General features: G+C 58.2%; 1 protein-coding gene. It reads left to right on the top strand.

Translation table 11 applies throughout. The features are described from left to right. A partial coding sequence (locus ACL02S_RS24240) for a cytochrome b N-terminal domain-containing protein (RefSeq protein WP_412804804.1) occupies positions 1 to 423 on the top strand: 423 nt, incomplete at both ends.

Below are 423 nucleotides of genomic sequence, written 5' to 3'. Positions count from 1 at the left end.
GAGATCGCGCTCTACAGCTTCGTCATCTTGTTGTTGTCGGGTGTGTATCTGACGTTGTTCTTCGATCCGTCGCTGAGTGAGGTCGTCTACGACGGGGCGTATCAGCCGTTGCGTGGTGTGACGATGTCGCGGGCGTATGAGACGGCGTTGAACATCTCTTTCGAGGTGCGTGGGGGCCTGTTCGTGCGGCAGGTGCATCATTGGGCGGCGTTGTTGTTCGCGGCGTCGATCATTGTGCATTTGTTCCGGATCTTCTTCACCGGGGCGTTTCGTAAGCCGCGGGAGGCGAACTGGGTGATCGGTTCGCTGTTGTTGATCTTGGCGATGTTCGAGGGGTTCTTCGGGTATTCGTTGCCGGATGATCTGCTCTCGGGTACCGGGTTGCGGGCGGCGTTCTCCGGGATCACGATCTCGATTCCGATT

The organism is Nocardia spongicola (assembly GCF_047200775.1).
Lineage (GTDB): Bacteria > Actinomycetota > Actinomycetes > Mycobacteriales > Mycobacteriaceae > Nocardia.
This window is presented reverse-complemented; position numbering and strand designations above follow the sequence as displayed.